The 25,632-nt window shown below is 64.0% G+C and carries 25 protein-coding genes; 11 read left to right on the forward strand and 14 right to left on the reverse strand.

Annotated features, from left to right (window positions below; translation table 11 throughout):
• Positions 1–44: 44 nt before the first annotated feature.
• Together EPO50_RS24095 and EPO50_RS24100 are read left to right on the forward strand one after the other, a co-directional pair.
• Positions 45–761: a dienelactone hydrolase family protein gene (locus EPO50_RS24095; protein ID WP_296348276.1), complete on the forward strand. Its 717-nt coding sequence runs from the start codon at positions 45–47 to the stop codon at positions 759–761.
• A gap of 32 nt (positions 762–793) precedes the next feature.
• Positions 794–1,768, forward strand: a complete 975-nt coding sequence (locus EPO50_RS24100) for a tripartite tricarboxylate transporter substrate binding protein (RefSeq protein ID WP_296348278.1) — start codon at positions 794–796, stop codon at positions 1,766–1,768.
• A 23-nt stretch (positions 1,769–1,791) separates the two neighbouring features.
• Here EPO50_RS24100 and EPO50_RS24105 read toward each other — a convergent pair whose 3' ends face one another.
• Entirely contained in the window at positions 1,792–2,232 is a 441-nt protein-coding gene (locus EPO50_RS24105) for a hypothetical protein (protein ID WP_296348280.1), read from the reverse strand.
• Positions 2,233–2,321: 89 nt separating this feature from the next.
• Positions 2,322–4,010, reverse strand: coding sequence for a long-chain-fatty-acid--CoA ligase (locus tag EPO50_RS24110; RefSeq protein ID WP_296348281.1), 1,689 nt, complete (start codon positions 4,008–4,010; stop codon positions 2,322–2,324).
• Positions 4,011–4,051: 41 nt separating this feature from the next.
• Here EPO50_RS24110 and EPO50_RS24115 point away from each other — a divergent pair, with 41 nt between their 5' ends.
• A complete protein-coding gene (locus tag EPO50_RS24115; RefSeq protein WP_296348283.1) occupies positions 4,052–4,612 on the forward strand; it encodes an AAA family ATPase in 561 nt (186 codons plus the stop codon).
• A gap of 51 nt (positions 4,613–4,663) precedes the next feature.
• On the opposite strand, the gene EPO50_RS24120 is transcribed toward EPO50_RS24115, so the two are convergent.
• The gene (locus EPO50_RS24120) at positions 4,664–5,113 is read right to left on the reverse strand and encodes a phasin family protein (protein ID WP_296348285.1); all 450 of its coding nucleotides are present in this window, start codon (positions 5,111–5,113) and stop codon (positions 4,664–4,666) included.
• Between the two features lie 229 nt (positions 5,114–5,342).
• On the opposite strand from EPO50_RS24120, the gene EPO50_RS24125 reads away from it, so the two are divergent.
• Together EPO50_RS24125 and EPO50_RS24130 are read left to right on the forward strand one after the other, a co-directional pair.
• A complete protein-coding gene (locus tag EPO50_RS24125; RefSeq protein WP_296348288.1) occupies positions 5,343–6,797 on the forward strand; it encodes a wax ester/triacylglycerol synthase family O-acyltransferase in 1,455 nt (484 codons plus the stop codon).
• Between the two features lie 58 nt (positions 6,798–6,855).
• Positions 6,856–7,632, forward strand: coding sequence for an alpha/beta hydrolase (locus EPO50_RS24130; protein ID WP_296348290.1), 777 nt, complete (start codon positions 6,856–6,858; stop codon positions 7,630–7,632).
• A 36-nt stretch (positions 7,633–7,668) separates the two neighbouring features.
• Here the strand turns inward: EPO50_RS24130 and EPO50_RS24135 are convergent, their stop codons facing one another.
• Genes EPO50_RS24135 through EPO50_RS24145 form a run of 3 tightly spaced genes read right to left on the reverse strand, consistent with a single transcriptional unit; the run spans position 7,669 to position 12,576 of the window.
• Complete coding sequence (locus EPO50_RS24135; protein WP_296348292.1) at positions 7,669–8,094, reverse strand: phasin family protein; 426 nt, start codon at positions 8,092–8,094, stop codon at positions 7,669–7,671.
• Positions 8,095–8,110: 16 nt separating this feature from the next.
• The gene (locus tag EPO50_RS24140) at positions 8,111–9,394 is read right to left on the reverse strand and encodes a DUF445 family protein (protein WP_296348294.1); all 1,284 of its coding nucleotides are present in this window, start codon (positions 9,392–9,394) and stop codon (positions 8,111–8,113) included.
• Complete coding sequence (locus EPO50_RS24145; RefSeq protein WP_296348296.1) at positions 9,379–12,576, reverse strand: cytochrome P450; 3,198 nt, start codon at positions 12,574–12,576, stop codon at positions 9,379–9,381. Before EPO50_RS24145 ends, EPO50_RS24140 begins: the two co-directional genes overlap by 16 nt.
• A 116-nt stretch (positions 12,577–12,692) precedes the next feature.
• Between EPO50_RS24145 and EPO50_RS24150 the strand changes: the two genes are divergently transcribed.
• Positions 12,693–13,583 carry an NAD(P)-dependent oxidoreductase gene (locus EPO50_RS24150; protein ID WP_296348298.1) on the forward strand — a complete coding sequence of 297 codons (891 nt, stop codon included), beginning with the start codon at positions 12,693–12,695 and terminating at the stop codon, positions 13,581–13,583.
• On the opposite strand, the gene EPO50_RS24155 is transcribed toward EPO50_RS24150, so the two are convergent.
• Positions 13,580–14,179, reverse strand: coding sequence for an alpha/beta hydrolase (locus tag EPO50_RS24155; RefSeq protein WP_296348300.1), 600 nt, complete (start codon positions 14,177–14,179; stop codon positions 13,580–13,582). The two genes, EPO50_RS24150 and EPO50_RS24155, sit on opposite strands and share 4 nt — an antisense overlap.
• 2 nt (positions 14,180–14,181) lie before the next feature.
• The gene (locus EPO50_RS24160; RefSeq protein WP_296348301.1) at positions 14,182–14,859 is read right to left on the reverse strand and encodes a glutathione S-transferase family protein; all 678 of its coding nucleotides are present in this window, start codon (positions 14,857–14,859) and stop codon (positions 14,182–14,184) included.
• A 137-nt stretch (positions 14,860–14,996) separates the two neighbouring features.
• Here EPO50_RS24160 and EPO50_RS24165 point away from each other — a divergent pair, with 137 nt between their 5' ends.
• Positions 14,997–16,052 carry a serine hydrolase gene (locus EPO50_RS24165; protein ID WP_296348303.1) on the forward strand — a complete coding sequence of 352 codons (1,056 nt, stop codon included), beginning with the start codon at positions 14,997–14,999 and terminating at the stop codon, positions 16,050–16,052.
• Positions 16,053–16,073: 21 nt separating this feature from the next.
• Here the strand turns inward: EPO50_RS24165 and EPO50_RS24170 are convergent, their stop codons facing one another.
• From EPO50_RS24170 to EPO50_RS24185, 4 genes are read right to left on the reverse strand one after another with little or no spacing between them, the layout of a single operon-like run.
• On the reverse strand, positions 16,074–16,868 hold the full coding sequence (locus tag EPO50_RS24170) for a phosphodiesterase (protein WP_296348305.1): 795 nt from the start codon (positions 16,866–16,868) through the stop codon (positions 16,074–16,076).
• 25 nt (positions 16,869–16,893) lie between these two features.
• Positions 16,894–18,549 carry an NAD+ synthase gene (locus tag EPO50_RS24175; RefSeq protein ID WP_296348307.1) on the reverse strand — a complete coding sequence of 552 codons (1,656 nt, stop codon included), beginning with the start codon at positions 18,547–18,549 and terminating at the stop codon, positions 16,894–16,896.
• 34 nt (positions 18,550–18,583) lie between these two features.
• Positions 18,584–19,807, reverse strand: a complete 1,224-nt coding sequence (locus EPO50_RS24180; protein WP_296348308.1) for an MFS transporter — start codon at positions 19,805–19,807, stop codon at positions 18,584–18,586.
• 28 nt (positions 19,808–19,835) lie between these two features.
• A complete protein-coding gene (locus EPO50_RS24185; protein ID WP_296348311.1) occupies positions 19,836–20,219 on the reverse strand; it encodes a Rid family hydrolase in 384 nt (127 codons plus the stop codon).
• 58 nt (positions 20,220–20,277) lie between these two features.
• Between EPO50_RS24185 and trmFO the strand changes: the two genes are divergently transcribed.
• The 3 genes from trmFO (at position 20,278) to EPO50_RS24200 (ending at position 23,459) form a co-directional block, all read left to right on the forward strand.
• Positions 20,278–21,636, forward strand: coding sequence for a methylenetetrahydrofolate--tRNA-(uracil(54)-C(5))-methyltransferase (FADH(2)-oxidizing) TrmFO (gene trmFO, locus EPO50_RS24190; RefSeq protein WP_296348313.1), 1,359 nt, complete (start codon positions 20,278–20,280; stop codon positions 21,634–21,636).
• A 66-nt stretch (positions 21,637–21,702) separates the two neighbouring features.
• A complete protein-coding gene (locus tag EPO50_RS24195; protein WP_296348315.1) occupies positions 21,703–22,032 on the forward strand; it encodes an acyl carrier protein in 330 nt (109 codons plus the stop codon).
• Positions 22,033–22,109: 77 nt separating this feature from the next.
• Positions 22,110–23,459 (forward strand): MATE family efflux transporter, encoded by a 1,350-nt coding sequence (locus EPO50_RS24200; RefSeq protein ID WP_296348317.1) that lies wholly within the window; start codon positions 22,110–22,112, stop codon positions 23,457–23,459.
• A 10-nt stretch (positions 23,460–23,469) separates the two neighbouring features.
• On the opposite strand, the gene EPO50_RS24205 is transcribed toward EPO50_RS24200, so the two are convergent.
• The gene (locus EPO50_RS24205; RefSeq protein ID WP_296348320.1) at positions 23,470–23,922 is read right to left on the reverse strand and encodes a cupin domain-containing protein; all 453 of its coding nucleotides are present in this window, start codon (positions 23,920–23,922) and stop codon (positions 23,470–23,472) included.
• Positions 23,923–23,985: 63 nt separating this feature from the next.
• On the opposite strand from EPO50_RS24205, the gene cobF reads away from it, so the two are divergent.
• The gene (gene cobF, locus EPO50_RS24210; protein ID WP_296348321.1) at positions 23,986–24,756 is read left to right on the forward strand and encodes a precorrin-6A synthase (deacetylating); all 771 of its coding nucleotides are present in this window, start codon (positions 23,986–23,988) and stop codon (positions 24,754–24,756) included.
• Positions 24,757–24,768: 12 nt separating this feature from the next.
• Here the strand turns inward: cobF and EPO50_RS24215 are convergent, their stop codons facing one another.
• A complete protein-coding gene (locus EPO50_RS24215) occupies positions 24,769–25,566 on the reverse strand; it encodes an enoyl-CoA hydratase (protein ID WP_296348323.1) in 798 nt (265 codons plus the stop codon).
• Between the last annotated feature and the right edge of the window lie 66 nt (positions 25,567–25,632).

A 25,632-nucleotide genomic window follows, 5' to 3' on the forward strand; every position in this document is an offset into this window, starting at 1 on the left:
ACGTGCTCTAGTGTCCCCCGCAACTGGAGAGGAAACCAACAAACATGCACACGCAGGACATTGAATACAGTGCCGACGGCGTCCGCATGATCGGACAGTATGTCGTCGATGACGGCAAGCCCGGCCGCCGCGCGGGCGTGCTGGTCTGCCATGAGGGGCCGGGCCTCACGGACCATACGAAGAAGATCGCCGCACGGCTGGCGGGCCTTGGCTACGCGGCCTTCGCGATGGACTACCACGGCGACGGCAAGCCGTTGGCCGACAGGACCCAGACGATGGCGCGACTGGCGCCCTGGATGGCCGATCCCACCGGCATCCGCACCCGTGCACTCGCCGCCCTCGACGTGCTGAAGTCTCAGAAGGAAGTCGATCCCGCGAAGCTCGCCGCCATTGGCTATTGCTTCGGCGGCACCACGGCGCTCGAGATCGGACGCAGTGGCGCCGACGTGAAGGCGATCGTCGGTTTCCATTCCGGCCTGGCGACGGCTCGACCGCAAGACGCGAAGAACATCAAAGGCAAGGTGCTGGTCTGCATCGGCGCGGATGATCCGATCATCCCGCCGGCGCAGCGCGCCGGATTCGAGAACGAGATGACGGCCGCAGGCATCGACTGGCGTCTGCAGCTCTATGGCGGCGCCGGCCACAGTTTCACCAATCCAGCGGCGGATTCGCGGGGCATGAAAGGCTTCTTCTTTCACGAGGCAACCGATCGCCGCTCGTGGAATGCCATGATCGAACTGTTCAATGAAACGCTGAACTAGAAGCTAAAGAGACTCTTGGGAGGATTCCGACAATGAAACGCCGTCAACTCATCGTGGCGGGCGCCGCCGCATTGGCCGCTCCGTCGATTGCACGCGCCCAGGCCAAGTATCCCGATCGCCCGGTGCGCCTCGTCGTGCCGTTTCCGCCGGCCGGCCCGACTGACATCATCGGCCGCATGGTCGCGGAGAAGATGACCGGGCTGCTCGGCCAGAACATGGTCGTCGAGAACAAGGCCGGTGCTGCCGGGTCGATCGGCGCAGTCGAGGTCAAGAACGCCAAGGCGGACGGCTACACCTTCCTCTTTGCCCCTTCCTCGACCCACGCGATCAATCCCACCGCGTTCGTGAAGCCGCTCTACGACCCCATCAAGGACTTCACGCCGATCTCCTCGATCTGCGTCAACCCGCTGGTCATCGTCGCCCATCCCTCGATGCCCGACACGCTGATGGGCCTGGTCGAGTTGATGAAGAAGAACCCCGGCAAATACTCCTACGGCTCGTCGGGCGCCGGTGGCATCACCCACCTCGCCGGCGAATATCTCAAGATGTCGGTCGGCGGCATGAACGTGGAGCACGTCCCCTATCGCGGCTCGATGCCCGCCCTGCAGGACATGATGTCGGGCAACGTCGTCTGGATGTTCGAGACCATCAGCACGACCCTGCAGTTCCACCGCCAGGGCCGCGTGCGCATCCTGGGCTACGCCCATGCCAAGCGCGCCCCTGCCGCACCGGACATCCCCACGGTGATCGAGGCCGGTGTGCCAGGTTACGAGGCCTATACCTTCAACCTGGTCCTGGGCCCCGCCAATACGCCCAAGGACGTCGTCGACACGATCGATCAGGCCACGCGCAAATTGATGACCGACAAGGCCTTCACCGATGCGCTGGAGAAGATCGCAGCCGTGCCGGCATTCGACACGACGCCCGAGCGCACGGAAAAGTTCATCAAGGACGAGCTGGCCAAATGGGCGCCCGTGATCAAGGCGGCCGGCGTGAAAATCGAGTAGGGAAAGCCCCGCTCAGAAGCAAATCAACGATAGCCGGCGGGCGGCGGCACGTTGCCGGGCGCCGGTGTGATCGGCGCCTGCTGCGGCATTTGAGACGGCGTCGGCAGGTTCATGGCCCCGGGGCCCGCCCCTACGCCGGCTCCCGCCCCTTCGCTGGGAGCGGCGACACGGCCGGGGGCGTTCTGGCCGGTGGTGCTGATATAGTAGCCTGCGACGGCATTGGATCCGTCGCCCGCCGTCTTGGCCGGCACGTCGATGATGCCGACGCGCTCGCCGCTCTTGTCGACGCGGTAGCCTTCGGCATCGAGCTGGTAGCCTTCATTGTCGATGCGAACGCCGCCCGGGTGGACCCTGAAGGCGGCCGGCGGTGTCACTTCGTTGTACAGCGGCTGGGGCAGCGGATCGCCGCAGGCAGCGAGCGTCGACGCACCGAGCATCGCGGCAATCAAACGTCTCGCAGCCATCAATCCCCCTCGGAAACCGGTTCCGCGGCCATCATAGCGGAAACCGCGTTCGTCCTGAAAGGCCTCCCTACCCCCAATCGGCGAGCCCGTCAGGCGGCTTTTTTGACCACGGCGTCCCGCAATTCCCGCCGCAAGATCTTGCCAACGTTGGTTTTCGGCAGCTCGCTGCGGAACTCGATGTATTTGGGCCGCTTGTAGCCCGTCAGTTCCTTGGCGCAGTAGGCCGCGAGGGCTTCCTTGGTGAGCGCTGGATCCTTCTTCACCACGAACAGCATGACGGCCTCTCCGGATTTCTCGTCGGGCACGCCGATTACGGCGCATTCGAGGACACCCGGATGAGCGGCCACGACGCCCTCGACCTCGTTGGGGAAGATCTTGAAGCCCGAGACGATGATCATGTCCTTCTTGCGATCCACGATCTTGATGTAGCCTCGCGCGTCCATCTCGCCGACATCGCCCGACTTGAAGAAGCCGTCAGGCGTCATCACCAAGGCAGTCTCGTCGGGACGCTGCCAGTAGCCCTGCATGACCTGCGGCCCACGGATCGCAATCTCGCCGGCTTCACCCAACGGCACGTCCTTGCCGTGATCATCGAGAATACGCACTTCGACATTCGGCAGGGGCAGGCCGATCGTGCCGGTATACTGCTCGGAGTCGGTCGGGTTGCAGGTCACGCCTGCCGAGGTTTCGCTAAGGCCATATCCTTCGACGATCGGACAGCCGGTGACCGCAAGCCATTTCTTCGCCACGGCCTCCTGGATCGCCATCGCACCACCGTTGGAAATCACGAGCGAGGAGAAGTCGAGCTTGGCGAAGTCGGGCTGGTTGAGCAGACCGTTGAACAGCGTGTTGACGCCGGGGAAGACGTTCATTCTGTACTTGGCCAGATCCGTGATCGTGGCCTTCATGTCGCGTGGATTGGGGATCAGGATGTTGAGCGCGCCCGTGCGCATGCCGAGCAGGCCGCAGGTGATGAACGCGAAGACGTGGTAAAGCGGCAAGGCGCAGACGATGGTCAACTGACCTTCCAGCTTCTTGCGCTTCAGCCCCGGTTGCATCCATGCTTCCGAGGCCAGCAGGTTCGCCACGATCGTGTGGTGAAGGAGTGTGGCGCCCTTGGCCACGCCTGTCGTGCCGCCGGTATATTGCAGAACCGCCACGTCCTGCGGCCCGAGATCGGGACGATCGAGCCGCATCGAACGGCCGGCCGCAATCACATCGTTGAACTTGAAATGCCCCGGCAACGACCAGGCCGGGATCTGCTTCCGCACATTGCGAAGGACAAAGTTGATGACCATGCCCTTGAGGAAACCCATGAGGTCGCCGACCGAGGCGACGACGACATGTTTCACCGGCGTGCCGGCGATTGCCTTCTGGAGCGTCGACGCGAAGTTCTCGAGAACGATCACGGCTTCCGCGCCGGAATCCTCGAGCTGATGATGCAGTTCAGGCGCCGTATAGAGCGGATTGACGTTGACCGCGATGAACCCGGCCCGCAGCACGGCAGCGATAGCCACCGGATACTGCAGCACGTTGGGCATCATGATCGCGACCCGTGCCCCCCGCTTCAGCCCCCAGCTCTGCAGCCAGGCAGCGAGCGCTTGCGACAGCGTATCGACCTCGCCGAAGGTCAGCGCCTTGTCCATGCAGACATAGGCCTTGGCGTCGCGATACTTGGCAAAGCTCTCTTCGAGCAGCGACACGACGCTGGGATAGACCGACGGATCGATGTCCGCGGGCACGCCCGGCGGGTAACTCTTGAGCCAGAACCGATCCATTCCACTCCTCCCGAAGTTCCGCCTTTGGAGACACTATAGGCATGCCTGCAGAAGAACGCTCCTTCATCACCTCTTTTCACGTCATCACGGGTGGCCCGGGATCGGGCAAGACGACGCTGATCGATGCACTCGTCGCCGCTGGCTTCGCGCGCACGATCGAAGCCGGTCGCGCCATCATCCAAGACCAGACCGCCATAGACGGACCGGCTCTGCCGGTGCGTGATCCCGGGTTGTTTGCAGAGCTGATGCTTTCGTGGGAGCTGCAGTCCTACCGTTCGGCTCAAACTCAGGCCAAGCCGGTATTCTTCGATCGCGGCGTGCCCGATATCGCGGGCTACTATCGACTGATCGGACGCACGGTGCCGCCGCACGTGACTGCCGCTGCCAACCGCTTCCGCTACAACCGGCGTGTCTTCGCGGCGCCGCCCTGGCCAGAAATCTTCGGACACGATGCCGAGCGCAAGCAGACCTTCGACGAAGCAGTTCGCACGTTCGAGGCGGTTACGGGCGCCTATCGAGATTTCGGTTACGAGCTGGTGCTTTTGCCGCTCGTGCCCGTGCCGCAGCGCGTGAAGTTCGTGCTCGATGCGATCGGCCAATGAAAAAGGCCCGTCCTCGCGGACGGGCCTTCTTCTAAAGACGGCGGAAGTCGCTTAGGCGGCGGCCTTCGCGAACTTTTCGATGCGCTCCTGCACCGGGCGGACGACATCGTCGGCGGCCTTGCGCACGTAGGCGCCGAGGTCCTGCGCCTGGGCGATGCGGGTCTCGATGCGGCCGCGCCAGTACTTGGCCGAGACGTCGAACGCCTCGAGCGGCGACTTGGCCGCGAGGAAGTCGCGCATGGCGGCGAAGCCGGCGTCGGCATCTTCCTTGGCGACATCGAGCAGCTTCAAGCTGGCCTTGGTGGCGCCGTCGCGGGCCTGGTTGACCTGAGCGTTCAGCTCTTCCGACGCGCTCTGCACGGCCTTGCTGATCTGCTCGACACCTTCGGTGGCCTTGCGGACACCGATCTGCGCGAATTCGCGGACGCGCTCGCCGGCGGCCTTGGTGGTTTCATTGGCATGCTCGATCACGGTGTCGAGCGCGGCATTGTTGGTGGTCATGTGATGAGTTCCTGCAATTGATTGGTGTGCGCTACGCGGTGAGGAGGCGTATATGGGATCGCTATTGTGCGTTGCAACATAAATTTGTGCGCTGCGGGAAGAAAAATAGAATATCTATATTTTTCAATTAGTTATGTGAACAGACAAGCGATACCCTCTTGCCTAATGCGAGCTCGCCGGAGGACAAATCGTCCAACGACTAAAAACCGGCGACCGTGGGAGGACGCCAATGGAAACGCAGCAACTTTCGGGCATCGATGCGTCGTTCCTTTACCTGGAGACGCCAGAGACGCCCATGCACGTGGCCGGGCTTACTTACTTCGAACTGCCGCCGGGCTTCGAAGGAAGTTTCTACCAACACTTCCGCAAGTTCTTCGAAAGCCGCCTGCACACCATCCCGATCTTCTCCAAGCGGCTGGCGCCATCGCTCTACGACCTCGACCATCCGGGTTGGGTCGACGAGCCTGAACTCGACCTCGACTATCATCTGCGCGAAACCGCTCTGCCCGCCCCCGGCACCGAGGAGCAGCTCGAGGAAGTGATCTCCCGGCTGCACGCCAACACCCTCGATCGCAGCCGACCGCTCTGGCAGTTCTATGTCATCACCGGCCTGTCGAACGGACAGGGCGTTCTCTATTCGAAGGTGCACCACGCCGCGATCGACGGCGGCGCCGGCATGGCGATCAACAAGGCGCTCTACGACGTCAGCGCCACACCACGCGACGTCGCGCCCGCACCACCCAAGCCTTCGTCATCGACCACCGCGCCTGTCTCCCCTACCGCCGTTGATCCGGTGAAGGGCGTCGCCGACATCATGACCAACATGATGCGCCAGCAGATCAAGCTCTGGCAGGCCGCGCCCGACATCGTGAACTCGATGACCAATGCCTTCCTCGGCAAGCCCGGCGAAGCGCCCAAGGCGCTTAGCACGTTGCAGAACCTGGCCAGCCAGCTCCCGACGCTCAGCGCGCCCAAGACACCCTTCAACGCAACGATCACGCGCGAGCGCAGCTACGCGGCCCGCACGATCTCGCTGTCCGACGCCAAAGCGATCGCCAAGGCGAGCGGCGCCAAACTCAACGATGTGGTGATGGCGGTGTGCAGTGGTGCGCTCCGGCGTTACCTGCAGGAGAAAGGCCAGCTCCCCGACAAGCCGCTCATCGCCGGCGTGCCGATCAGCCTGCGCGAGCCCGGCGACACGCGGCAGAACAATCAAGTGTCCGGCATGCTTTGCCAGATCGCGACTGACATCGCCGATCCGGTGGAGCGGCTGAAGGCAATCGTGAAGTCATCGACCGACTCCAAGCAGATCGCAGGCACGTTCCGCGACGCCGTCCCACAGGACTTCGCCTTCGTCGGCGCGCCGATCCTGTTGCAGCTCATGATGCTGGTCTATGGCCGCAGCGGTCTGGCCGACAAGCTGCCGATGCCGATGAATGTCACCATCTCCAACGTGCCTGGCCCACCAATGCCGCTCTACTGCGCCGGCGCAAAGGTGACGGCGCTGCATCCGGTTTCCATTCCGGCCCATGGCGCAGCGCTCAACATCACGGTGCAGAGCTACATGGATGCGCTCAACTTCGGCCTCACCGCCGATCGCCGCGCCGTGCCGGATGTTGCACGGCTTGGCGATTATCTGGTCGAGGCGACGGCCGAGCTCAAGACGGCGGTCGTAAAAGGTTGAAACCCTTCCGTTGCCTACCGATATGTGAGAGTCTGCGGGAACGATAAGGAGGCCCAAATTGACGGCTGCCGCTGAGACATTGCGTCCCCCTTCGCGTACGTTGCTGTTCCTCGAAGGTCGTGCTGTCCAGGAACTGGGCGCCTTCATGTTGCTGCGGCCCTGGCTCTCCGCCGCGCCGCGCGGCGATGGTCATCCCGTCCTTGTTCTCCCGGGTCTTCTCGCGAGCGATCTCTCCACGCAGCCCCTGCGCTCCTTCCTGAAGGCGCAAGGCTATGCCGTGCATGGCTGGAAGCAGGGCCGCAATCTCGGCCTGCGCCCGGGCATCGAAGGCGCCATGCTGGATCGCGTCGACGAACTCTACGAGCGCCACGGCCACCGCAAGATCAGCCTCGTTGGCTGGAGCCTGGGCGGCATCTACGCGCGCCAGCTCGCCAAACGCTGCCCCGAAAAGGTGCGTTCGGTGATCAGCCTCGGCAGCCCCTTCACCGGCAGTCCGAAGGCAACCAACGCCTGGCGCGTCTACGAGTTCGCTTCGGGGCAGAGCGTCGAAGACCGCGACCACCACATTGCCGGCCCGCTCGCCGATCCGCCGCCGGTGCCGACGACGTCGATCTTCAGCCGTACCGACGGCATCTGCGCCTGGCAGACGTGCCTGAACGTCGAAAGCGAGCAGGTCGAGAATATCGAAGTCTACGGCAGCCATTGCGGCCTCGGGCATCATCCGGCCGCCGTCTATGCCGTCGCAGACCGGCTGTCGCAGCCGGAAGGTCAGTGGAAGCGCTTTGACCGCTCCGGCTGGAAGAGCTTCGTCTTCCCGGATTGGCGCCGCGCTTGAGTTTCTCGCTGGGGTACGCCCCAGCGACATCCCGCTCTAGGACTTCTTCTCGAGACCGGCGCGAATCTCGTCGTAGGACTCCTTCATCCGGTCCTGCACGATCTTGAACGCCTCGGTGCTCGACTTCTGCACCAGCTCGGTAATGTCGCGCGTGTTGGTGATGGCGGCATCCATCGCCTTCTTGGCGAACTCGCTCTGCTTGGCCATGACGTCCTGCGCCGAACCGCCAGGCTTGTACTCCTGCACCATCGCGGTGACATCTTTGATCGCGGCTTCGAAGATCTCGCGCTGCTTCTTCGCGATCTCGTTGGCGCCACCGGCCATCGCCTGCCAGGAGCGCGTCATCGCATCCAGATTCTTCTGATGGTGCTCCATGATCTTCGCCATGTCGAAAGCGGGAACCTTGAGCTGTTCGCCGAGCGATTTGAACATGTCGGTGAAGTTCTGCGGGGCATCGGCCATTTGAACCTCCTGTAGATTACAGGTGCAGCTTCAACCCCTGCTCGAGGGCGTGCAAGGCCAAACCCGCGAGCCCGCCGATCATTGCGCCATTGAAACGGATATATTGCAGATCACGCCCGACAGTGAGTTCGATGCGACCAATCAGCATATCGATGTCCCACGACTTCACCTGATCGGCAATGAAGCGCCCGACGCCGCTCTTCTGGCTCTCCACGAAGTCGGACAGGACCTGCACCATGCCGCGGTTGATCTCGGCGCGGATGGCAGGCTCGCGCGCAAGCTGGCTGCCGACATCGACCAGCATGGCTTCGAGCTGGCGTCGCACCTGACTGTCTGGCGCCCGTGCATCCTGTTCGAGGAAGCTGCGCAAACTCTCCCAGGCACCCTCGGCAACAGCAGCGATCTCCGGACGCGCGAGCATGTCGCGCTTCAGGCTTTCTGCACGCCGCGCGAAGGCCTGGGAGTGACGCAACCGTTCGATGAAGCCTGACACAAAACTGTCGAATTCACGGCGCAGCGGATGGCTGGCATCGGCCCGCGCATCCTGGATGAAGGCCGTCGTCGAGGCGACGATCTTGCGCAGCAGATAGGCATCGGCGCGGTAGAGATTGAACAGCGCCGGCAGCTCCTGCCGGATCTTCTCGCGCAAGGCCGCCAGCGTTTCCTCGTTGGCCAGCACCTTCTCGAGCGCGCCCAGCAGTTCGTCGAGCAGCCTCTGGTGGCGGTTCTTCTCCGTGACGGCGCTCAGCAAGCCAGCGGCCAGTGGCGCCAACTCGATCCGCTCCAGTTCGGCCATGACACGCTTGCCGAGAAAGCCTTTCAGGCCGGACTGGTCGATCGAGGTCAGGGCCTGCGGCACCAGACGCATCACGAAGCCGGCCAAAGCGGCGCTGCGCTCTCGATCGCTCAGCCACTCCGAGACCAGAGCAGCGAAGTCGACCTCGCGCAACCGCGCCTCGACGGGTTCGCGCGCCAGGAAGTTCGTCTCGATGAACTCGCCGAGAGTCTCGGCGATACGATGGTGGTTGCGCGGCACGATGGCGGTGTGCGGAATCGGCAGACCGAGCGGCCGGCGGAACAGCGCCACGATTGCGTACCAGTCCGCAAGGCCGCCCACGGTGGCGGCAGCGGCAAAGGCAGCAAGGTAGCCCCAGGCCCAATGCTGGGGCTCGTAGTGCCGTGCCAGCACGAAGAGGCCCGCCGTAAATACCAGCAGCGCCGTGGCCGCAGCCTTGACGCGCCGAAGCTCGCGCGCCTTCTGCCGGTCGCGATCGTTGAACTCGGTCAGCTGCTCGCCCACACGTCCAGCACGTAGCGATTGTCCGCGGCGAGCTTCGCCATCCAGGCCTCGCCGGTTGCCTCATCGGCGCCCGTCTTCTCGCGATGAAGCGCGATCAGAGCACGTTTCACGTCGGGCTCCATCCGGCCGCCATCGCCGCAGACATAGACGATCGCGCCCTGGTCGATCAGCGCCGACACCTTCTCCGCCTTCTCCTTCAAGAGATCCTGCACGTAGGTCTTCTTTCCGTCATGACGCGAGAACGCGACTTCGAGATCGACGACGCCGATGTCGGCCTGCTCCTTCAGCTCATCCTCATAGATGTAGTCCTGATCCGGGTGACGGCAACCGTAGAACAGCAAGGCCGGTCCCAGGGCACGACCCTGCGCCTTGAGCGCAGCGCGCTCGCGCAGGAAGCCGCGGAATGGTGCCAGGCCGGTGCCCGGCCCGACCATGACGATCGGCGCCGCCGGATCGACCGGGAGCCGGAAGCCGACCTTCGTTTCCTTCACGAAGGCCTGGACCGTGCTACCGGCAGCCTGCCGCGAGAGATGGTTCGAACAGACACCGTGATAGACGCCGGCGCCAGCCCGCGCCGGCCCTTCGACGACGGCCACCGTGACCGAGCAACGCGCGCCATCGGCCATGGGCGACGACGAGATCGAATAGTAGCGCGGCGTCATCAACGGCAGCATTTCGAGGAAGGCCGCGAACGGCAGTTCGCAGGCGGGATGCTCCTCCAGCAGGTCGAGGACCGATTTGCGCTTGGCCAGGATCTCGGCACGGAACCGCTCCTCCTCCAATAGCGCCTCGAGCTTGGGCCGCGTGAACGGACAGCGCGTATGCTGCGCCATGGTCTGGATCTGCTTGCGCGTCGCCGGGAGCTGTAATTCGAGATAGTCGGAGAGCAGGCGATGGACGGAGATCGCCTCGCCGACGGGCAACGCCGCTCGGCGTCCTTCGGGCGCCGTCAGCAGCACATGGGCGCCAGGAGTGAAACCGAAGCGGCGGATCGCACGCTCAACCAGTACCGCGCTGTTCTGCGGCACGATGCTGAGATGGTCGCCCGCTCGATAGCTGACGCCGTCTGGCAACAACACTTCGATATGGCGCGTGCTGCGACCCGACTTGTCCGGGTTCTGCAGTTCGCGATTGGCCAGCACGCGCATCGGCAGAGCCCCATGGCCGCCGATGATCGGGTTTGCAGGCGGCTTATCGACCGGCTGCACCTGGTAGAGCGGTTCCTGCGCCGCGGCCGCCTCGGCATCGAGCTTGACGCCGAGCTTGCCGGCGACGTCCGGCAGCATCGGCTCGTACCAGGCCTGGAAGTTGCCATCGAGGTCTTCGCGGGCATCGCCTTCGCCGCGCGTGTAGAGTCGCTCTGCGCCCTTGGCTGCCAGCAGTTCGTCAACCTCACGCGGGATCGCCTGATAGGTCGAAGCCCAGTCGCGATTGCCACATCCGAAGACAGTGTAGCGCACACCCTTCAGAGCGCCGTCCGGCATCTCCCGCAACGACCTGAGGAACTGCACGGCATTGTCCGGCGGCCCGCCATTGTACGACGCGCAGACGACTGCGATGGCGCCCTCTGTCGGCAGCTTGCCCGCCATATCGTCGAGGCTCGCCAGGGTCGTGGCAAAGCCCGCCGCTTCGGCATCCTCCGCAATTGATCGCGCCAGTTCCTCGGCCGTGCCCATGTTGGAGCCGAACAGCACGGCGAGCTTGGTGCCGTGGCTGGCGGCGGCCTTCTTTGGCGCCTTGCGCGGCGCCGGCTTTGCAGAGACCGCGACCTGACCACTGCCGCGCACGACATCGGGCCGCAGCCGTACACGCATCATCAGCCCCTCTGGCTTGATGGTGAGCGACTCCTTGATCTTGAGCTGATAACGCGCGTGGTCGACCAGACGGAAACGCTGAAGGATCATCCCGATGACCAAAGTCGCCTCGGTCATGGCGAACTGGCGGCCGATACAGGCGCGCTGGCCGTTGCCGAATGGCTTGAAGGCATGCGGCGGCATCTTGGCTTCGCGGTCCGGCGCGAAGTTGTCCGGATTGAAGACCTCGGCCTGCGGGCCCCATACTGACTTGTCGCGATGGAGCATCGCCGTCAGCACCGTGACGAAGGTGCGCTTGCGGAGCTTGTATTTTCCGCCAATCGTTTCGTTCTGGTACGGGTAGAGGCCGAAGGCCGGCGCTGTCGGCCACAGTCGCAGCGACTCCTTCAGTATCTGACCGATATAGACGAGCTGATTGACCTGTTGCGCCGTGGGCTTGGCGTTGATGTCCCGGCCCAGGACGCGGTCGACTTCCTCGTAAGCCTTCTGCAGCACGTGCGGATTGTTCAGCAGGAAGTAGATCGCAAACGACAGCATCCCGCTCGTGGTCTCATGACCCGCGATCAGGAAGGTGTTCATCTGGTAGCGGATATTGACGTCGTCCAGCCGCTCGCCGGTCTGCTTGTCGAGACCGCTCAGCATGAAGCCCAGCAGATCCGGCTTGGCGGCATCGTCCGCCGGCACCTCGCGGCGCTCCTTGATGATGCGGTCGGCAATGCCGTTCATGAAACCGACATCCTGTTCAAGCTTCTTGCGACTCTTGCGCTGGGTAATGTCCTCCAGCGGCAGGCCACGCATCTTCATAACCGCTTCGAGTGCACGGACCAGCGACTCGACATAGGGATGGTTGTCACTGCGATAGAACGAGTTGAAGCGATAGTTGAAGCCGCACAAGCCGATCGTATCGAGCGTGAGCGCAGTCATGTCGCGCACCACGTCGATCTCCTCGTCGGCATTCAGCCGCTCCCACTTGGTGACGAGCTGATCGGCGATATCGAGCATGCCTTCGTGATAAGTCTGCATCATGCGATGCGCGAAGGTCGGCAGCAGGATGTTGTGCGCCTTCTGCCAGTTCGGCTCCTGGGTCTCCGCCGTGAACAGCGCATCGCCGCCCAGCATGCGCACGCGCCGCAGAGAGCCGCGCACCGCCTTGTCGAAGCGCTTCTCGTCGCAAAGCTCGGCCACGAGGTCGGCGCCGGAAACCACGACCAGCGGCGTCCCCATCATATCCAGCCAGAAGATCGGCCCCTGCTCCCGCGCGATCCGCATCAGGTCCTGGATCGGTGCTCCGCCATCGACGGTGAGCATGTTGCCCAGCACGGGCGTCCGTGGCGGATGCGGGATGGGATGCAGCTTGTTGTGCGCCATGAGTCCGTTCTTCCTCCCGAGGCCCGCTGCACTGCGGGCTCTTTCGCCCAGCAACACTAGGCGGCGGCGATTCCGGCGTATAGTCGGCGGGTAAATTTTCTTTTCAGGAGGAAGCCTTGAAGGTCGGATATATCGGCGTCGGCAACATGGGTGGCCCCATGTGTCGCAACATCATCAAGCGCAGCAACCATGCCGTGACCGTGTTCGATCTGAACCCGGCGGCGGTGAAGACCTGCACCGACCTCGGCGCCACGGCCGCGAAATCCGTGGCCGAGGCGACCAAGGGTGCCGACGTCGTCATGACCTCGTTGCCCATGCCGCGCGACGTCGAGGCCGTGACCCTGGGCGACAACGGCATCCTGGCCAACATCTCCAAGGGCCAGACCTATATCGACCTCAGCACCAACGCGCCTTCGATGGTGAAGAAGATCGGCGCCGCCATGGCCGCCAAGGGCATCGCCATGCTGGATGCGCCGGTGAGCGGCGGCACGGTCGGCGCCGAGGCCGCGACCATCGCCATCATGGTAGGCGGCGACAAAAAGGTGTTCGACGACGCCCTGCCCGTCCTGCAATCGTTCAGCGCCAACGTGATCCACATGGGTGAGCTCGGCACCGGCACGGTGGCCAAGCTCGTGAACAACATGATGGCCTTCTGCAATGCCGCGGCCGCAGCCGAGGGCCTGATGCTGGGCGTCACGGCCGGCCTCGATCCCAACAAGCTGGTGCAGGTCATCGCCAGCTCGAGCGGCAACTCCGCCGTCTTCAAGGCCTTCTCGGAGCGCGCCCTCTCGGGCAAGTTCTCGCCGCCTTCCTTCGCGCTGAACCTCGCACACAAGGACCTCCACCTTGCGATGGAACTCGCCGACGAACTCGACGTGCCGTTGCCGCAGGGCTCGGCCACCCACAACCTGCAGCGCATGGCGCGCCGTATGGGGATGGGCGACAACGACTCTTCGACGATCCTGCAGGTCTACGAGACGGTCCTGAAGCGGACGGTGAAGCCCTAGGCGAGATGCCCGGCGATCAAACGCGCGACGTGGTCGGCATGCGTGCTGGCCACGTCATGACTGCCACCGGCAACGATCTCGAGCCGCGCCTTCGGCAGGCGTTGCTCAAGATGCCGGCCCACTGCAACGGGGCTGATCGCGTCGGCATCACCCCAGATCAACAAAGTGGGCACGTCGATCTTCTCGACGGGCAACAGTGAGGCCGACCGGCTCGCCGTGATCCAGTCCGCAGCATTGGGAAACGATGCACGATAGTCGGATCGCCAATCGCTGGCGCCGAGGCCCGTCATGTCGACACCGCCCGACGTTACGCAGAGAACCAGCCGGCGCACCTGTTGTGGCCGTTCAAGCGCCAGCCGCGCGGCAACGACCCCACCCATAGACTGCGCCACCAGATCGACCGGCCCACTTTCCATCTTCGCGGCGACCAACTGCACCAGATCGTCCAGGCCCTTGATCGCCGGATCGTGCGGCTGATTGCCGAGGCCCGGCCAACCGAAATACTCCTTTGGCCAATCCGCCGGCAGGCGCGTGCCCACCGGATGCCAGAAGCCCGGCGAACCACCGGCGCCGGGCAGAAACAGGATCTTCGTCATGGTCAGTTGCTGAGCTTGGCCAGAAACGGCGGCAGCGTACGCCCTTGCGAAAGCAGATAGCGGCCCATGGCGCCGGCGACTTGGCCCACGGCAGGACGCGCGCTCATACGATCGCGCCAGGCGTTAAGCTTCGGATGCGCGTCGGTCATGGGCGCACCCATTCGGGCGCCGAAGAGTTGCGCCATGTAGAAGGCGATGTCGGCATAGGAATAGCTGCCGGCCAGCCATTCCTGTTCACCGACGATCTGCTCCATCTCGTCATAGAATTTCGCCGCACCGTCACGCGCCACGACGGCGGCCGGATCTTCCGGTGCTCCCTGCAGCCCCATCAATCGGATGATGTGTGGGAAATAGACTTCGTCCGATTTGTGCTCAAGCAGCCGCGCCCGAGCGCGGGCCTTTGGCTCAATGGGCCACAGTGGCGGCTCGGGTTTCACGGTTTCGAAATATTCAAAGATCTGTGTCGAGTCGAAGATCTCCAGGTCACCACCCGGACCGTCGTCGATCAGCACCGGCACCTGGCGCTTGGGATTGATCCGCAACACTTCAGGATGCTTCGGTTCATAAAGCCGCTTCATCTCGAAGGGCACCATGATGAGCTCGACGTCGAGCCTCTTCTCACGGGCTGCGATCTCGGCCTTGGCGCCGAACATGCTGAGCGGTCCGGAATAGAGCTTCATAACCGGAAGGTTAACATGACTTGCCCCGCGTCACGCACGACCTAAGCTAGGCCGCAATGGTAAGACTTCTCATGCTTGCGCTGGCAGTGCTTGCATTCGCTGCGCCCCTACACGCGCAGGAAGCGAAGAACTGCGGCATGCCTGCCGACATCGGCGACGGCTGGAGCCTGGCCACACCGGCCGACGTCGGGATCGACGCCGACCGCCTCTGCGATCTCGACAAGCTCATTGCCCAATGGCCGGACGCCAACATCCATGCGGTGGTCGTCGTTCGCCACGGCAAGCTGGTGATGGAGCGCTACTACACCGGCACGGACCAGCGCTGGGGCATGCCTCTCGGCAAGGTCGATTACGCCGCCGACGTGAAGCACGACCTGCGGTCGATCTCCAAGAGCGTCACCTCTCTTTTGGTCGGGATCGCGTTGGCAGAAGGAAAGTTCCCCGCGCTCGACTCGTCCGTGTTCGAAGCGTTTCCAGAGTTCGCCCACCTCGGCACGCCTGAGAAGATGAAGATCACGTTTCGTCATCTGCTGACCATGGCCTCGGGGCTGAAATGGGACGAGACCACGCCCTACAGCAATCCGGCGAACAGCGAGCGCAAGCTCATCGCTTCCGCAGATCCTGTCCGCTACGTACTGGAGCAACCGCTCGCGGCGCCTCCGGGCACGGTCTACAACTACAGCGGCGGCGACACGATGCTGCTCGCCATGGCGCTGGAAAAGACGACGGGTCGTCGTCTCGATGACTATGCGCGGGAGAAGCTGTTCGGCCCGCTGGGCATCGTGGACTTCGAGTGGGTCGAGATGCCGCTCAACCGCAAACTGGCCGCCGCTTCGGGTTTGCGACTTCGGGCACGGGATAGCGCCAAGCTCGGCCAGCTCCTGCTGACCGACGGACAATGGAACGGCAAGCAGGTCCTTCCCAAGGGGTGGGCGGCAGAGTCGCTGAAGCCATCGATCAACGGCGATGGGCTCTACTTCTACGGTTATCAATGGTGGCTGGGACGCACCCTGCTTCGTGGCCGCGACCTCAAATGGTCAGCCGGCTTCGGCTATGGCGGTCAGCGGCTCTATGCTCAACCCGACCTCGGCCTCGTTGTGATGATCAACGGCGGCCACTATGGCGGGCCGCTGCAGGGCATCATCCCGTTCGCCATCTTCACGCGACTGGTCCTGCCGGCGACGAAGGACTGACAACGCAGAGGCGATCAGGTCTCAACTGAACGGGCGCGGCCCTTCGTAAGATCCGACATAGCTCAGATGAGTGATCAGTCCAGTCGCTGGCCGCCACAGATGGAGTGCAATGCCCGGAGGGTCCATCGTCATCGAGAGCTTGGCGCCGGGGCGCATGTCCAGCGTGCCTTGATGGGCGGTGCTGGGGGCAATCGAGGCCATGGTGCCAGCCCAGCGCACCTGGATCGGGCGGTGGACGTGGCCACACAGCACGCGCTCGACGGTTCCGCGAGCCCTGACGATGTCAGCCAGCCGCTCCGCCCCTTCGTTGAGACGGGCTGCATCGAAGGCATAGATGCCGCAATCAAAGGGCGGATGATGCATGTAAAGAAGTGTCGGCTGGTCGCTCTCTTTCAGCCGCGCTTCCAGCCAGTCCAATCGCTCCTGACACAGGGCGCCAAACCCTTTGCCGGGCACCAGGGTGTCGAGAGCGATGAGGCGCAGCGGCAGGTCCTCGACGACATACTGAAGAAAGCCGCTGCGAGGCAGATAAGTGTGCTCCGAGAAGACTTCCCGCAACGGGTCGCGCGCGTCGTGATTGCCGGGAATGAGGTAGAACGGCATGCGCAGAGCCGACAACATACGCTTGAGGTTTTCGTACTCCTCGGGCTTGCCGCCATCCACCAGATCACCCGTCACAAGGGCGATATCCGGACTCGGATCGAGCGCGTTCACATGCGCCACGGCGCGCTCGAGATAGCCTTGCGTGTCGATCCGGCCGTAGAGCAGTTCGCCCGGCTTCTTGATGTGCATGTCGGAGATCTGGGCAATCAGCATCGCATCCATCCACTCTGTCTTTTTGTCAGCCGAGGAAGCCGTTCACGATCGGATAGCGCCGTTCACGGCTGATGTTACGTGAGGTAATCTTGACGCCAGGCGGCGCCTGACGTCGCTTGTATTCCGCCCCTTCCAGTAGCCGCCACACGCGATCCACGACCGCCGGATCATGGCCCTCCTGCGCGAGATCGGCTGTGCTGAGGTCACGTTCGATCAAGCCATTCAGGAGGGCGTCGAGGACAGGATAAGGTGGCAGCGAATCGGAGTCCTTCTGGTCCGGCCGCAGCTCGGCCGACGGCGGCTTGTCGATGATGCGCGCGGGGATCACCGTGCCGGCCTTGCCGAGGGCGCCTTGCGGCAAGTGCTTGTTGCGCCAGCGGCAAAGCTCGAACACCGTCGTCTTGTAGACGTCCTTCAACACATTGAAGCCGCCGCACATGTCGCCGTAGAGCGTGGCGTAACCCACGGCCATCTCCGACTTGTTGCCGGTGGTGACGACCATGCCGCCAAGCTTGTTGGACACGGCCATCAAGGTAACGCCGCGGGCGCGGCTCTGGATGTTCTCTTCCGTGACATCCTCGGCGCGATTGCCGAACAGCGGCGTCAGCATGCCGCGAAACGCCTCCATGGCGGGGCCGATGTCGACGATGTCGTAACGGATGCCGATGGCGCGTGCGCAGGCCTCGGCGTCTTCCAGTGAGTCCCGGCTGGTATAAGGCGACGGCATCATGATCGCGTGCACGCGCTCGGGCCCCAGGGCATCGGCTGCTACTGCCGCCGTGATCGCCGAATCGACGCCCCCGGAAAGGCCGATCACCACCGAGGGGAAGCCGGTCTTGTTCACATAGTCGCGCAGGCCCAGCACCATCGCCCGGTAGATCGATTCGATGTCGCTCATCTCCAGCTCGATCGGACCGGGCAGGCATTCCCAACCGGATGGGCCACGGCGGAACTCGATCGTCGCCACCTGTTCGGCGAAGGAAGCCAGCTTGACCTTCAGCGCCCGGTCGGCCCCCAGCGCAAACGAGCCGCCATCGAAGATCAGCTCGTCCTGGCCGCCGACCTGGTTGAGGTAGACGAAGGGCAAGCCGCTCTCGACCACACGTTTGACGCCGAGCTGCACGCGCACGTCGGTCTTGCCGACTTCGTAGGGCGAACCATTTGGCACCAGGATGATCTCGCCGCCGGTCTCGGTAATGCATTCGACGACGTCGGGCGTCCACATATCCTCGCAGATCGGCACACCGATGCGCACGCCCTTGAAGACCAGCGGCCCCGGCATCGGCCCCGGCGCAAAGACACGCTTGTCGTCGAACACGCCATAGTTCGGCAGATCGACCTTGAAGCGCTTGCCGATGATCTCGCCCTTGTCGAGAGCGATGATGGCGTTGTGCAGCTTGTCGCCCTCGCGCCACGGCGTGGTGACGAACAACGCCGGGCCGCCGTCCTGCGTGTCGGCGCGCAGGGCTTCGACCGCCTCGTGGCAAGCCTTCTGGAAAGCAGGCTTCAGCACCAGGTCTTCGGCCGGATAACCCGACAGCACCGTCTCCGCGCAAAGCACCAGTTCGGCGCCCTGCGAGGCCGCCTCCGCGCGCGCCGCGCGCACTTTGGCGAGGTTGCCCGCCACATCGCCGACCTTGGGATTGAGCTGCGCCAGACCGACTTTGAGAGCGTTCGTCATTTGCAAACCATAGTGCCGAGTTTCGAGCGCGAATTCATCTCTCCGACGTCGCCGGCACAAGCGCATAGGTGGCCGCCGCGGCAAGGACCGACGCCAAGGCGGCGGTAGCAAACGCCAGGGATGGAGAATGCATCACGATGACGCCACCGATGGCAGAGCCCAGCGGCAAACCGGACATGTTGAAGCTCATCGAGACGGCGAGCACACGGCCCAACCATCCCGGATCGGTACGCCGTTGCCGGAGCGAAAGCACGCCGACATCGACGGGACCTTCCACGAAGCCCACCAGAACCAGACCAATCGCCAAACCGACGAGGCCGAAACTGGCGCTCACCGGAAAGATTGCGACTGCCGTGGCGAGCGCACCGATCGCGATGAACTGCCGCTCGCGGTCGACAGTACGAAGGTGTCCGGCGAAAAGCGCGCCGAGCCCCCCAGCGAGGCCAGCCGCGGCCCACAGGCCGCCCACCACCGTGTCCGCACGGGCGCCCGTTCCCAGCTCCTTCATCACCACCACGGGAACGGCGACCACGAGAATGCCCCAGCTCACCTGGAACAAGGCATAGGAGATGGCGAGACCACGGAGAGACGTGTGCCTCACGAAGTAGATCACGCCGGCCACGGCGTCTCCGATCAAAGGCCCAGTCGATGCGGCGTGGCCATTGGACGTGCGGCGTATGAGGGGCACGAGACTGACGGCCGCTGCCGCGTAGAGAAGCACGATCGCCAGCAGAGTCGTCTGCGAACCGGCGAAGCCAAACAGCAATCCCGCGACGGCGGGCCCGGCAACATTGATGAGAGCGTAGCTGCTGGTATCCAATGCATTGGCCAGATCCAACGCGTCCTTCGGGACCAGGCGCGGGATCAGGACGCGAATGCCGGCAGTACCGAGCGGGCTCGTGAGGGAGTAGAGCGTCACCAGCGTCAGCAATAGTGGCTCGGTGACCGAGCCTGCGACGTCGGCGAGACCGAGTGCCAGGAGCAGCAACGCGCTCGCCGCCATGTCGATGACGATCGCCTTCGCCGCGCCGAGACGATCGAGCAACGCCCCAGCCAGGGGGCTGATCAGCAGTCCCGGCGCCATCGAGGCGAACGCCACCCATCCCGCCAGCGCTGGAGAACCGAAGCGGTCCAGGACGTAGAGGACGATGGCCAGCGAGAAGATGCGGCCGGCCAGGCGCGACAGGCAGGCCGCCAGAAACAGTTCGGGCATGCCATCCAGGCGCAGCAGCCGCCCATAGGAAAGAGGTTCGGTCAACGCGCTACGCCTGGACGGACAGGTCGATCTACTTCGCTGCGACGACCTCGATCTCGACCATCATGCCGGGATCGGCAAGACCGGAGACGATCACCAGCGTCGACGCAGGATAGGGCTCGCCGATGAAGCGGCCGCGGACTTCGCGATAAGCCGTCATGTAGCGAGCATCGGTGATGAAGCCCGTGATCTTGACGATGTCCTTGTAGCCCATGCCGGCGCTCTTCAGGACCTGGCCGATGTTCTTCCAGGTAAGCTCGACCTGCTTCTCGATGCCTGCGCCGAGCTTGCCCTTGGAATCGACGCCGACCTGGCCCGAGACGTAGAGCAGGCGTGCGTTCGGGGCGACTTCGGCCCCCAAGCTGTATTTGCCCGCCAGTGCGACAGACTTTGGATTGTGGAACTTGATGGCCATTGGGCCCTCCCCCATTTATAGGTTCGCGAAGGAGGCGCACGGTTTCAGGTCGGATGGGATGACGTCAAGCATCAAGAGCGTTCATATCGTCGGTGGCGGGCTCGCGGGCAGCGAAGCGGCCTGGCAACTCGCGTCCGCCGGCGTTCCCGTCGTGCTGCACGAGATGCGGCCGGTGCGTGGCACCGAAGCCCATCTTACCGACAGCCTGGCTGAGCTCGTCTGCTCCAACTCCTTCCGCTCCGATGATGCGCAGAACAACGCCGTCGGCCTCCTGCACGAGGAGATGCGGCGCGCCGGCTCGCTGATCATGCGGGCGGCCGACCAGCACAAGCTGCCAGCCGGCGGCGCCTTGGCCGTCGATCGTCATGGCTTCTCTGCGGCGGTGCAGAAAGCACTGCTCGCCCACCCGCTGGTGACTTTGGAGCGCAGCGAGGTGGCGGGCCTGCCGCCCGAGGCCTGGGACAGCGTCATCATCGCCACCGGCCCCCTCACCTCGCCTGCCCTGGCGGAAGCGATCAGCAAACTCACCGGCCAGGAGTCGCTGGCCTTCTTCGACGCCATCGCGCCGATCGTCCACTACGAAAGCATCGATCTCTCCATCGCCTGGAAGCAGTCGCGCTACGACAAGGGCGGCCCGGCAGGCGACGGAGCTGACTACCTCAACTGCCCGATGAGCAAGGTCGAGTACGAGGCGTTCGTCGCGGCCCTTCTGGCCGGCGAGAAGACCGAGTTCAAGGAGTGGGAAGCCAACACGCCCTACTTCCAGGGCTGCCAGCCGATCGAAGTGATCGCAGCGACCGGCCCGCAGACGCTGCGCTTCGGCCCCATGAAGCCGGTGGGCCTGCGCGATCCACGGACCGGCCATCGCCCGTGGGCAGTGGTGCAGCTCCGCCAGGACAATGCCCTCGGAACCCTGTGGAACATCGTGGGCTTCCAGACCAAGCTGAAGCACGGCGAACAGACCCGCGTCTTCCGCACCATCCCCGGCCTGCAGAACGCCGAGTTCGCGCGGCTGGGCGGACTGCATCGCAACACCTTCCTGAACAGCCCGCGTCTGCTCGATGCCACCCTCCGGTTGAAGGCGATGCCGCGGCTCCGGTTCGCCGGCCAGATCACTGGCTGCGAGGGTTATGTCGAAAGCGCCGCCGTCGGCCTCCTGACCGGTCGCTTTGCCGCCGCTGAGCGTATGGGCCGGACGCAAGGGCCGCCGCCGTCCACCACGGCGATGGGTGCCCTGCTGAGCCACATTACGGGTGGCGCCGACGCCACGACCTTCCAGCCGATGAACGTCAACTTCGGCCTCTTCCCGCCGATCGAGGGCACGCTGCGTGGCAAGGAACGCAAGCAGGCGCTCAGCGCACGGGCGTTGCACGACTTCGACGAGTGGCTGAAGCCTACTCCACTCGCAGCGGAGTGAAAGCGGCGCAATATTTCGTAATGTGTCGCAACACTGGGTAACCAATTGTTATTTCACATTGGCCCGGTGCTTCTATCAGATGCCGCCACCATCAATACGGCGGAGGTTGCCTTGCAGGCCACACATCATCTGGTCGCCGACACCGGTGCAGCACTGCAGCGTAGCGTGATCGGCGAGATCTTCCGCCTTCTGGCGCCCTATCAGGTCGCCGGGAAGGCCATCACCCCTCAGACCGTCATCTCGACCGGAACCACCGTCGACTCGCTCACGATCATGGACGTGATCATGGAGCTCGAGGATCGGTTCGACGTCACGATTCCCATGAACGTATCTGCAGGGATCGACACGATCGACCAGCTCGCCGAAGCCATCGTGGTCCAACGCGCCGGCCGCTGAGCGAAAGCAGAAACTATAAGCATGCGATGAGATAAGCTCGCGCGGTCCCGGTACATGACGTGCTAGAGACCGCGGCAATGACTCCCGCAGAACGCCGGCAGATGATGCTGGCCGGGCCGATCGTGCCCACCATCCTCGTCCTCGCCATCCCCAACGTGCTGAACGTGGCCATGCAGAGCCTGGTCAGCATCGCCGACGGCTTCTTCATCGGCCAGCTCGGCACTGTCGATCTCGCAGCACTGGCCCTCGTGTTCCCGACACAGATGACCCTGGGCATGATGTCGGCGGGCGCCATGGGCGGCGGCATCTCCTCCTCCGTGGCGCGGGCACTGGGCTCGGGTAACAAGGCGGCGGCCGAGGCAGCAGCGGCGCATGCGCTGGCCATCGCGCTCGGCATGGCCTCGCTGTTCGCCATCGTCTTCGTGGGCTTCGGCCGGCAGATCTACGGTGCGTTGGGCGGCAGCGGCGCGGCCCTCGATCGCGCCGAGGCCTTCGCTACCATCCTCTTCCTGGGCTGCGGCGCCCACTGGATCGCCAATTCCATGGCCTCGGTGCTGCGCGGCACGGGCGACATGAAGACCCCTGGCCTCGCCCTGGTCGTGACCGGCGCGATCCAGATCCCGCTCACCGGAGCACTCACCCTGGGATGGTTCGGCCTGCCCGCGCTCGGCATCCGTGGACCAGCGGTGGCTGCGGTCATCGCGTTCGCCATCGCCGCCGTCTGGATGCTCTCCAAGCTGACGGGCGACAAGGCGGCGGTCCGTCTGCGCTGGCCTGTGAACGGGTTCAAGTGGCGAGCCTTCCGCGACATCCTGAAGGTCGGCCTCATCGCCTGCCTGGTGGTGATCCTGACCAACGGCACCGTGCTGGTCGTCACCGGTCTGATCGGCCGCGAAGGCGATGCGGCCATCGCCGGCTATGGCATCGGCAGCCGCCTGGAATACATGCTGATCCCTATCAGCTTCGGCATTGGCGCCACGCTTACCGCGCTGGTCGGTACCAACATCGGCGCCCGACAACATGCCCGTGCTCAACGGATGGCCTGGACCGGCGCCTTCATGGCCGGCGGCATGGCCGCCGCCATCGGCATCATCGTGGCTATCTGGCCCGACCTGTGGCTCGGCCTGTTCACCACCGATCCCGGCGCACTGGCCTCGGGCCGCCACTACCTCACCATTGTCGGTCCGGCCTATGGTTTCTTCGGCGTCGCCATGGCGCTCTATTTTGCCTCCCAAGGCACCGGCGAAATGTACTGGCCTGTCGGCGCCAACCTCACACGCATCACGATCGCCGGCGGCGGCAGTTTGCTGGCGCTGGACGCTTTCGGCTGGGGCGTGTCGGGCCTCTATGCCTGCGTCGCCATCGGCATCGTGGCCTTCTCGGCAGTACTGGCCTACTCGACCACGCGTCGGGCGTGGACGGGTTGACGGGCGCCGCTTATTTCCAGGGCGTCGGCATCGGGACAGGGCAAGGCCCCTCGACATCGACCGTCGTGAAATCGGCGGGGCTGACGATTTCGAGATATTCCATGTCGGGTGAGTAATCGAACAGGTAGTGCCGGATGCCCGGCCGCTGGTGGACGCAATCGCCCGTCTTCACCAGGGTCTCCTTGTCCTCGTACATGAAGCGCGCCCAGCCTTTCAGCATGATCACGATGTGGAAGCTGGCTTCATGCCGATGCCAGCCTGTTCCCTCCTCGGGCGCCATGTTGGCTTTCACGAGCTGGGCCACGACCTGGCCGTTGGTAGCGGCAGCGATGCCTAGATCGCGGTAGAGGAAGAAGTCGCGCAGGCCACCCGATTTGTAGTCGGTGTCGTCCTCGCCGATGTGCGAGAAGGCAGTGGCGGATGGGGTGATGGTGGTCGGCTTGCTAAGAGAGTCGACGCTCATGGCAACCTCCTGCTAGTTCCCCAGTAACTCTGCAATTTTTGTGCCGTAGAAGCGAGACGGACCGTGAAAAAGATCCTCATCATCGGCATTGGTGCCGGCGATCCCGACTACCTCACCATCCAGGCGGTGAAGGCGCTCAATCGCGTCGATGTCTTCTTCCTGATGGACAAGGGCCCCGCCAAGACCAAGCTGCGCGCGCTCCGCGAAGAAATCTGCCGACGCCATATCGAGCCCGGCCGCGCGCATCGCTTCGTCGAGGCACCAAGCCCGCCGCGCGACACCCAGCCTGCCGACTATCGAACCTCGGTCGACGAGTTGAACGCGGCCAAGCAGGCCGTCTTCGAACGCATGATCGCGGACGAGATGAAGGACGGCGAGACGGCCGGCATCCTCGTCTGGGGCGATCCGATGCTCTACGATAGCACCATCCGCAACGTCGAGGCGCTGGTGGCGACAGGTCGCCATGAGATCGACTACGAGGTGATTCCCGGCATCACCGCAGTGCAGGCGCTGGCGGCACGGCACAGGATCCCGCTCAACCGCATCGCCGAACCAGTCGCCCTCACCACCGGCCGCAAACTCGTCGAGGGGTTTCCGGCCGACATCGACAGCGTCGCCGTGCTGCTCGATGGTGAGGACACCTATCGCCGCTTCGTCGACCAGGACATGGAGATCTACTGGGGTGCCTATCTCGGCACGCCAGACGAGATCCTGATTTCCGGCAAGGTCGCCGACGTTGCCGCCGAGATCCACCGCCGCCGCCACGAAGCGCGGCAACGGAACGGCTGGATCATGGATACCTACCTGATGCGCAAGCCTTCTGACTCAGCCTGAGAGCGAGAAGCGCTACTTCTTCTTTCTTGCCGCCTGATGGTCGAGAAAGCGCTGCAGCAGTTCGCGGGGTTCGGCAACCTCGTGGGTCTCGGCGAAGATATCGATGCCACGCTGGACCGCCTGCTCAACCGGCAGGGTCTCCCAGGCTCGAATGAGCTTCTTCTGCAACCGCATGCCGCGCACGCTGTTCGCCACCATGGATGCGAGCCACTCGTCGACGGCGGCGTCCAGAGCCTCGGGCGCGACCACGCGCTCGACGAGCCCCCATTGCAACGCCTGCTCAGCCGAAATCATGTCACCGAGCAGCAGCATCTGACGCGTGCGGCCCCAGCCGATCAGGCCGGGAAACAGGGCGGCTTCGACCACGGAGGGCATGCCGAAACGCACCTCGGGCATGCCGAGCTTTGCGCCCGTGACCGCAACGCGCATGTCGCAAGCTGCCATGAGCTCCAGTCCGGCACCGAGCGTGAAGCCGTTTACGCGGCCAATCACCGGCACGGGACAGTCACGCAGGCATCGGCAAGCCTCGTGCACACCGGTGATGAAGGCCCGGGCCGCGCCCGGCTCTTGCAGCTGCGACAGCTCCTGAATGTCTGCGCCGCCGATGAAGGACTTTTCGCCCCAGCCGGTGACCACCATGCCGCGCAGTTCCGGGTCCTTTCCCAGCTGTTCCACCGCATCCACGAACTCGCGGATGACGACCGAGTTCAGCGCATTCAGCTTCGCGCGGTTGTCGATGGTGACATGCACGATCCCGGGAAATTCGGATCGCGCATCGTGGCGCACATGGACATGGGTACCGGTGGACATTGCTGACGCTCGCTCCAAAAAATTAGGTCGCGAAACAATCAGCTTCGGCAGAGATGATCCAAGACT

It is taken from the genome of Reyranella sp., assembly GCF_004297405.1.
Taxonomy (GTDB): domain Bacteria; phylum Pseudomonadota; class Alphaproteobacteria; order Reyranellales; family Reyranellaceae; genus Reyranella.

What these genes read in the sequence shown, in the direction of transcription:
- trmFO (WP_296348313.1), top strand. Translation starts at nt 20,278, where the DNA reads ATGACGTCAAGCATCAAGAGCGTTCATATCGTCGGTGGCGGGCTCGCG.
- EPO50_RS24120 (WP_296348285.1), bottom strand. Translation starts at nt 5,113, where the DNA reads ATGACCACCAACAATGCCGCGCTCGACACCGTGATCGAGCATGCCAAT.
- EPO50_RS24160 (WP_296348301.1), bottom strand. Translation starts at nt 14,859, where the DNA reads ATGAAGCTCTATTCCGGACCGCTCAGCATGTTCGGCGCCAAGGCCGAG.
- EPO50_RS24165 (WP_296348303.1), top strand. Translation starts at nt 14,997, where the DNA reads ATGCCTGCCGACATCGGCGACGGCTGGAGCCTGGCCACACCGGCCGAC.
- EPO50_RS24100 (WP_296348278.1), top strand. Translation starts at nt 794, where the DNA reads ATGAAACGCCGTCAACTCATCGTGGCGGGCGCCGCCGCATTGGCCGCT.
- EPO50_RS24115 (WP_296348283.1), top strand. Translation starts at nt 4,052, where the DNA reads ATGCCTGCAGAAGAACGCTCCTTCATCACCTCTTTTCACGTCATCACG.
- EPO50_RS24170 (WP_296348305.1), bottom strand. Translation starts at nt 16,868, where the DNA reads ATGCTGATTGCCCAGATCTCCGACATGCACATCAAGAAGCCGGGCGAA.
- EPO50_RS24200 (WP_296348317.1), top strand. Translation starts at nt 22,110, where the DNA reads ATGACTCCCGCAGAACGCCGGCAGATGATGCTGGCCGGGCCGATCGTG.
- EPO50_RS24135 (WP_296348292.1), bottom strand. Translation starts at nt 8,094, where the DNA reads ATGGCCGATGCCCCGCAGAACTTCACCGACATGTTCAAATCGCTCGGC.
- EPO50_RS24215 (WP_296348323.1), bottom strand. Translation starts at nt 25,566, where the DNA reads ATGTCCACCGGTACCCATGTCCATGTGCGCCACGATGCGCGATCCGAA.
- EPO50_RS24205 (WP_296348320.1), bottom strand. Translation starts at nt 23,922, where the DNA reads ATGAGCGTCGACTCTCTTAGCAAGCCGACCACCATCACCCCATCCGCC.
- EPO50_RS24175 (WP_296348307.1), bottom strand. Translation starts at nt 18,549, where the DNA reads ATGACGAACGCTCTCAAAGTCGGTCTGGCGCAGCTCAATCCCAAGGTC.
- EPO50_RS24155 (WP_296348300.1), bottom strand. Translation starts at nt 14,179, where the DNA reads ATGACGAAGATCCTGTTTCTGCCCGGCGCCGGTGGTTCGCCGGGCTTC.
- EPO50_RS24095 (WP_296348276.1), top strand. Translation starts at nt 45, where the DNA reads ATGCACACGCAGGACATTGAATACAGTGCCGACGGCGTCCGCATGATC.
- EPO50_RS24110 (WP_296348281.1), bottom strand. Translation starts at nt 4,010, where the DNA reads ATGGATCGGTTCTGGCTCAAGAGTTACCCGCCGGGCGTGCCCGCGGAC.
- EPO50_RS24185 (WP_296348311.1), bottom strand. Translation starts at nt 20,219, where the DNA reads ATGGCCATCAAGTTCCACAATCCAAAGTCTGTCGCACTGGCGGGCAAA.
- EPO50_RS24145 (WP_296348296.1), bottom strand. Translation starts at nt 12,576, where the DNA reads ATGGCGCACAACAAGCTGCATCCCATCCCGCATCCGCCACGGACGCCC.
- EPO50_RS24105 (WP_296348280.1), bottom strand. Translation starts at nt 2,232, where the DNA reads ATGGCTGCGAGACGTTTGATTGCCGCGATGCTCGGTGCGTCGACGCTC.
- EPO50_RS24125 (WP_296348288.1), top strand. Translation starts at nt 5,343, where the DNA reads ATGGAAACGCAGCAACTTTCGGGCATCGATGCGTCGTTCCTTTACCTG.